Below are 7,724 nucleotides of genomic sequence, written 5' to 3' on the forward strand. Positions count from 1 at the left end.
CTGTTCCCTGTTCCCTGTTCCCTGTTCCCTGTTCCCTATTCCCTATAAACCTACTTTCATACCTTAATTCAGCAATGCCCTTTTAACTTTTGACTTTTGACTTGCGCGTAGCGCTATATTGGAGCCACAAACAAGATAAAATTATGGACAACCATATAATGAAATTGGAGTTATGAAAGGAAGTAATATTAGTCCAGTACCAGCCCTAGCAGCCAAATTTCTTAAATTATCTGGTATTATTATGGTACTTTTTGCCATCATCAACTCTATTCTACTCTTATTTCCTCTTAATTTAGGAGATATAGAGTGGCGACTAAACTTCACGACCCAGATAATTGAACGGGGGATTTTACCAATTTTAGGAATAGCCTTAATGTTTTGTGGTTACGGCTTTGAAGAAATTCTTGGTATTGCTCCACCCCAAGCAAAAGTGAGTTGGAATAACTTAAAGTTCTGGATTTACTTATTATCTTTAATTTGTGGGATTATATTTTTATTGTTAATTCCTTTGCATATTAGTACCGCAGTAGCAGAAAGTAATCAGAATGTTGAAAAGCTAAATGAGGATGCTGTTATAGCTCAAAAACAATTAGAAGAACGTTTGGGTCAGAGACAAAGTTCACTAGCTAGTTTACTTAAAAATAATCAGAAATTAGAAGAATATATTAGTCAAGAGCAACTCAACCAAGAGCAGTTAGCTGAATTAGAAAAGTTTAAAAACAATCCTGATGCTTTGAAAGTCAGAACAGAAGAAATTCGCGTTCAGTTAACAAAACAATTGGAGCAAAATAAACAACAAGCACAACAAACTTCTCAACTAACAGCAGTTAAGTCTAGTGTTAGAGTAGGTCTAACTAGCTTATTACTTGCTAGTTGTTATTTGACTATTGGATGGAGTGGTTTTAGAGGCAGTCAGCCAAGAGTTCGCTAAGAAATATTGATTGTAGGGGCAGATGTTGAACTGAATAATTTGTTACACTATTAACTTGAGGCAGAACCCGCCCCTACTATTTCTGTCGCTCTAATTTCAAGGCAGTAATAACTTTTTCATACTCAATTTTCACCTTAGCAAAAATCTCTATTGCTTCTGCTGGAGTAGAATTTCCTGACTCACGGGCTAAACGAGCCATAATTTCTAATTCTTGACAAACTTTATAAAGAGTCATTGCCCCTAGAGTACCACTAATAGATTTGAGAGAATGAGCAGCATTTTTAAGTATGAGTGGATTGGCTTGATTAATGGCAATATTAATATTCTCTAGAAGTTCGGGAGAAGTTTCTAAATAAATATCTATGACTTCATCTAGAGCTTCTACTTCTCTCAACCCTTCTATTACCTTACTCTCAAGAATAGTCTGTTCTGTCAAAATTTGATTATCTTCTGGATCGGTTGCTGGAGATAAATTTGATTGTGGGAAAGTCAATTTTTCCTTTCCTTCTGACACAACAGAATTAGCTTTACTTAAAGCTTCTATCAGTTGCTCTATTTTTATTGGTTTACTAATATAATCATCCATTCCCGCAGCTATACATTCTTCGCGATCGCCCTGCATAGCATTAGCTGTCATAGCAATAATTCGAGGTCTTGGTTGAGAAGCTTTTTCAGAAGATTCTGTGACATTTTCATATTCTTGCCGAATGCGACGAGTAGCGTTTAGGCCATCCATCAAAGGCATCTGTACATCCATCAAAATCACATCATAAGGCACACTAAATACAGCTTCTAAAACTTCTAAACCATTACTAGCAACATCAGCACGATATCCCATGCGTTGTAAAATTTGCAAAGCTACTTTTTGATTAACTAAATGGTCATCTGCTAATAATATTCGCAGCGGTAATTGCTCTGCTAATAAAGGAATAGTTTGAGAATTCCATTGATTATTACTTGTAACTCTAACTTCAATACCTTTACCAGAAAAAACATTTAGTAAGACTTCATAAAGCTGAGATTGTTTAACAGGTTTATTAATAATAGCTGCAAATAATTGATGAGAAATATTAATTTCTTGCCTACCGAAAGAAGTCAAAATTACTAGAGGTAAATCCCGATAAGTTGGATTTTGACGAATTTTCTTTGCTAAAGTTAAACCATCCATTTTTGGCATCTGCATATCTATAATTGCTAGATCGAATTTGTGATTTTTAGCTATTAAATCTAAAGCATAAGTAGCATTTTCAGCAGTGCTAACTACCATCCCCCAGGATTCAGTTTGTTTCAACAAAATTTTTCTATTTGTAGTATTATCATCAACTATTAGGATTCTTTTATCTATTAAATTATGTAGATTGTTATCTAAATAATTAGTTGTAATTAATTTATCTTTGACAGTTTGAACGCTACATTCTGCGATTATTGTAAAATTAAAACTTGAACCGGATCTTTCGTTGAAAGACTCTAATTTTTCATTAAGTTTATAGCCTGCTGGGGGATTACCTGCAACTCCACCCATGCTTTCAACCCACATCTGACCACCCATCATTTCAGCTAATCTTTTACTAATAACTAATCCTAAACCTGTACCCCCATATTCCCGACTGGTAGAAGAATCAACTTGACTAAAAGATTTAAATAAACGATTCATGCGAGTAGCAGGAATACCAATACCTGTATCTCTGACTGAAAATTGTATTTCATATATGGGAAAAATATTACAATTATTAAATTCTGAGTTATTTTTTGCTCTTAAATTATCTTTTTCTTTTGAGTTTAATACTCCGCCGTCTACAGGGTGTTGAAAATTGACTGAGGTTTGAGTCTCCATCAACTTATTTCTTATTCCTCCTTCTTCCTCCTTTTCTCTTTCTTCTTCCTTTTCTCTTTCTTCCTCCTTTCCTCTTCCTTCTTCAAGTTTTTCTAGTCTTCTGGCACTAACAGAAACTAATACTTCACCATGAGAGGTAAATTTAACAGCATTACTCAAGAGATTCACTAAAATTTGACGTACCCTAGTAATATCTCCGATAATAGTAGTTGGAGTTTCTGGAGCGATGAAATAGACAAGTTCTAAATTCTTTTCACTAGCTTTTGCTGCTAACAAATTAATAGATTCTTCTAAACAATTTTGTAAATCAAAAGGATTTGCTTCTAAATCTAGTTTTTCAGATTCTATTTTTGAGAAATCAAGTATATCATTAATAAGTGTAAGTAAAGTCTCACCACTACTACGAATAGTCTCAACAAAATCTTTTTGATCTGTTTTGAGAGGAGTATCTAATAGTAAACCAGTCATGCCAATAACTGCATTCATTGGAGTTCTAATTTCATGGCTCATAGTAGCTAAAAATTCACTTTTTACTCTAGTGGCAGCGAGTGCTTCATCTCTAGCTTTTGCTAAATCATTAGCGGTTTGTTGACTTTCTAATTCTCCACCTATCCACTGAGCCATTAGTTTTAATAACTCTTTATCTACAGCTTTAAAAGGTTCATTCAGAGCTTTAGGACTCCAGAAATTGAGAGTCCCATAAACTGAGTCTCCTACTATAACTGAGGTTCCCATATAAGCGTCGATTTGAAAAGCCATATCTACTGTGATACAAAAACCTGAATATTGAATAGATTCAAAACATATTGGCTTTTCTGCTATTGCTGTAAAAATAAATGTTTTTTCTAGGTCAAATTCTTCTCCTGGCAAAATAGAATTATCTGGAGTTTTAGCTGCAATAATAGTATATTTATTATCTTCAATTTTAGACAATACTCCTATTTCTAGGCCGAACTTTTTACAGCCCATTTCTAATAATTTTTGGAGGCGATCTTTAAAACAGAAGATAATAGAATTATTTTGAGTTGTAGCTTGAAAAAAAGTATTTGTGCTTTGACAAGGGGTAGAAGTTATTTCATACAATCTCCGAATAGCAGCTTCACTTGCTTGTAATTCTTGTTCTCTTTGTTGACGCTCAGAAATATCACGAGAAACTGCAATAATTTCTTGTACTTTCCCTGTTTCAGGATCGCGAATTGTACGAGCAGTGGTTTCAAACCAAATATATTTACCTTCTTGACAAAGAACGCGGTAGGCAATAGTGTAAGTTACGGGATTGTTAATAATAGTGTGATAGGCTTTGACAATTGCTTTAATATCTTCAGGCGCAAAAAACTCTTTTGGATGAGTACCAACAATTTCTAATGGAGAATATCCAATTAGATTCTGACAAGCGGGAGATACATAAAGGAAAACCCCTTCTGGAGAGTGACGAGAAATCATATCAGTGGAATTTTCTGCCATTAGTCTATATCTTTCTTCGCTGTCTTGGCATTCAAGTTGAGAATTTTGTAAGGCTTCTAGCATTTTATTCATAGTCTGAGCTAGGCTTGACAACTCATCATCTCCTGGCATTGGTACACGCGTTGAAAGGTCTCCACTAGAAGCTATTTTATTGACTATTTTGTTTAACTGTGAAATACGGGAGACTAACAATTTGGCTCTGAGTGCCAGCATAACGATCCCAAAAACTAGACCTACTATTACCGATGAAAGAATAAAGTAACTCCAAAATGATCGACTGTGGTAGCTCATAATTAGGAAAGGTAGAAGGCAGGAGGGAGAAGCGAGTGCGTAATTCTGAGGTCTGCTCAGAATGTAAGACGTATTCAAAACAGGCAGAAGAAAATTCTGGCTCCGGCCCTCTGAGTATAAAACCCCATCGTCTACACGGAGCCTAAAATTGGATGGAGTTTTATACGCCAACCAATAGTTTCTTCTGCCCTCTGCCCTCTGCCTTCTGCCTTCGTTTATAGTATTGGACTCTAGTTTATTCTCATAAACTAACTTTTCTGATAAAGCAAATCTTCTATCCTGTTTTGCCCTTACAGATAAATTAGACATCTCATCATCTAATGTATTTAATGCCCTTGCTACATCTAGACAAACGTAATCTACTGCCAAATTTTGGAAGCCATAAAACAACATCATTGATGCTGTAATACACAAGACCACTATCAAACTAGCGATCGCCGTACTAATAACTATTAATGTTTTTTGACGAAGTTTCATCGGGTTTTTCCCTATTGCTCCTATTGCAGCAAACCACTTATAAACTCTCATGACTCTGGTTGGAGTATTAGAATAATTAGTAATTTGCTTTTCTCTAATGGTCACTACTAAACTGACACAGCTAAAACTGTGCAATAGATTTTTGTTTCTAGCTGGATTGCAGGATTGCTGTTTGCGGAGCATGACCTAGAAAATTCTGGCTCCTCCTCTGAAAAAAAGACTTTTTCAACAAACCCTAATTACAGCGTAGCAATTTCCAATAGCATATCTCCATAAAAATTATCAGGGTCTTCTCAGGATCTGTAGCTAAGTTAATGACAATTGTAGTTTAAATATTTTTTACGTATAGTTATTTAAAATGAATTTTATCATTAAATGGCCTAAAAATCTCAGATTACAGCGGTGGAAACTCGATCCATCTTCTTTGCAAACACGCCTAACATTAGGTATTGCATTATTTTCAGTATTAGGATTGGGGAGTGTAGCTTTGTGGACAAGTTGGAAAATGCAGCAATTGTTGATAGTTAGTCATAAGCATAACATTGAGCAGATAGCTGAACGTTTTCCCAGAGATGTTGAAATGTATAGTGAAACGTGGTATGTCAACAAAAGTTTACAGAAAGCTATTGATAATTTAACATTGGCCAATGTATTTATTTGGGTCAAAAATCAGCAAGGAACTGTGATAGTTCAATCACAAAATTTCCAGAGTGACAGTGACCATTTTGTGTTAAAGTCTTTAGCTGAAATGCCCTCCAAGCCCTTAGTATATCCAATCAATGAACGTTATTTTGTGCTATGTGGTGGTCCGTTAACAGTTAATGGGATGAATATTGGTAAACTCTATATTGCTCTAGACATTTCCCGCGATCAAAAGATGCTAGTGACGATGGTAATGAGTTTGAGTGTAGCAAGTATTTTGGCAACAATTGGAGTAACACTGGCTATAACTATCTATATTCAACGTTCTCTGATGCCTTTGCGTCATGTTAGTCAACTTGCCGATCATGTTAGTGTTGATATTCTAGATCGAGCAACGGTTTCTTTGGAACGCGCTCCTAGTGAAGTCAAGGAGTTGGCGAGAACTTTGGATACTATGTTGGCTCGGTTGTCTGACTCTTGGGAACAGCAAAGACAGTTTGTAAGTAATGTTTCTCATGAGTTAAGAACTCCTTTGACTATTGTTTCTGGTTATCTTCAGAGTCTTTTGAGAAGGGGTAATAATTTAACAGAGACTCAGAAAGAAGCTATTTCGATAGCTTCTGGGGAAGCACAACGTACTATTGAATTATTGAAAGATTTGCTGGAGTTAGCTAGAGCAGATAGTGGACAAATTCATTTTCATTTAGAAGGGGTGGTACTGAATGATTTGGTAGCAGAAGTAGTAGAAATGGCTAAACAATTTAGCGATCGAGAAATTATTCTGAGGTTTGGTAATGAAAGTGATTTTGTTAATCTAGAGCAAATATTTAGTGGTAGTAAAAATTCAATTATTACAGAAAAAAATTATCTAGTATCTACACATATTGACAAGTCTAAAGACTTAAATTTGGAGCATGATATAGACTGTAATTATACTGCTAGTAAATTAAGTTTAAAATTAAAAAATACGTCCGGAAGATCAAAATATCAGATTGATAAAACTCTAAATTTATCATTGATTGAAGTCATGGTAGACCGCAATCGCTTGAAACAGGTTTTACTAAATTTAATTGATAATGCTGTTAAATATTCTGGTGAAGGTTCTCCCATTATTTTAAATCTGTCTCAAGAAAATGGTGAAGCAATAATTCAGGTATGTGACAAAGGTCAGGGTATTTCTTTATCACAACAAGCTAAGATTTTTGAACGTTTTTATAGAGTGGATGAAGCTAGAAATCGTTCTGGTGGAGCTGGTTTGGGTTTATCTATTGTTAAAACTTTGGTAGAAGGAATGGGAGGAACTATTCAAGTTTATTCAAAGTTGGATAAAGGGAGTATATTTACTGTTAAATTGGCAGTTAAAAAATAGTTTTTATGGTTTGCAATTATAGCGGTTTTTTCATAGACTAACTAGGGTTTGCGCTCATAAAGTTTTTTGGTAAGGGTAGGAGCCAGAATCGGTGAATCGGTGAAGTCAGGAGGAATTGAAATTATAGAAGAAGTAGTCATAAGAATCGTTCCCTGACTTTTCTGCCATAATCCTCCCAAAATGCTAACTTTTTGAGCATTTTATACCAAATTCAAAAAAGGCAGTTACATCTTAATTTGTGATTTCTTCTTAAAAGAAAAAATTATAAATTCCATAAATTCTAAAATTTCCACCTTTTTTCCTCTTTAATATTTATGTTTTTCTTTCTCTGTTCCCTGTTCCCAGCTCCGGTGTTCCCTGTTCCCTGTGTCCTCACGCTTTGCAATATTTTATGAAATTGGTATTAGACTGAAAACTTGCGTACTTTTTTAGACCTAAAAATGCTAAAAAATTTGTCTATAAATGCTTTGATATTTAATCAGCAAGCTCTAACTAATACAAAATTGATAAATAGGGTTTGCTTATGGAAGTCTTTTGGTAAGGGTAGGCATCAGAATTTCCTACGGGATGCTCCGCAAACAGTAGTCAGGAGAAATGGAATTTATAGAGGAGTTATACCAATTCCCAAAAATAATGCTATACTTCTCGTGGGACTTCAGTTATTATAGCGCTTTTCACATGGATAGACTACAGTTAGTATGGGCAACCCAAAAGCA

3 protein-coding genes are annotated in these 7,724 nt (G+C 34.9%); 2 read left to right on the top strand and 1 reads right to left on the bottom strand.

Going from position 1 to position 7,724, the window contains the following annotated elements; all coding sequences use genetic code 11:
• Positions 1–172: 172 nt before the first annotated feature.
• Positions 173–931 (top strand): HpsJ family protein, encoded by a 759-nt coding sequence (locus AC3DU7_RS19355; protein WP_488040944.1) that lies wholly within the window; start codon positions 173–175, stop codon positions 929–931.
• Between the two features lie 76 nt (positions 932–1,007).
• Here the strand turns inward: AC3DU7_RS19355 and AC3DU7_RS19360 are convergent, their stop codons facing one another.
• Complete coding sequence (locus AC3DU7_RS19360; RefSeq protein WP_488040945.1) at positions 1,008–5,102, bottom strand: response regulator; 4,095 nt, start codon at positions 5,100–5,102, stop codon at positions 1,008–1,010.
• 253 nt (positions 5,103–5,355) lie between these two features.
• Between AC3DU7_RS19360 and AC3DU7_RS19365 the strand changes: the two genes are divergently transcribed.
• The gene (locus AC3DU7_RS19365; protein WP_488040946.1) at positions 5,356–7,008 is read left to right on the top strand and encodes a sensor histidine kinase; all 1,653 of its coding nucleotides are present in this window, start codon (positions 5,356–5,358) and stop codon (positions 7,006–7,008) included.
• The last annotated feature ends 716 nt before the right edge of the window (positions 7,009–7,724 follow it).

It is taken from the genome of Okeania sp. (assembly GCF_983059655.1).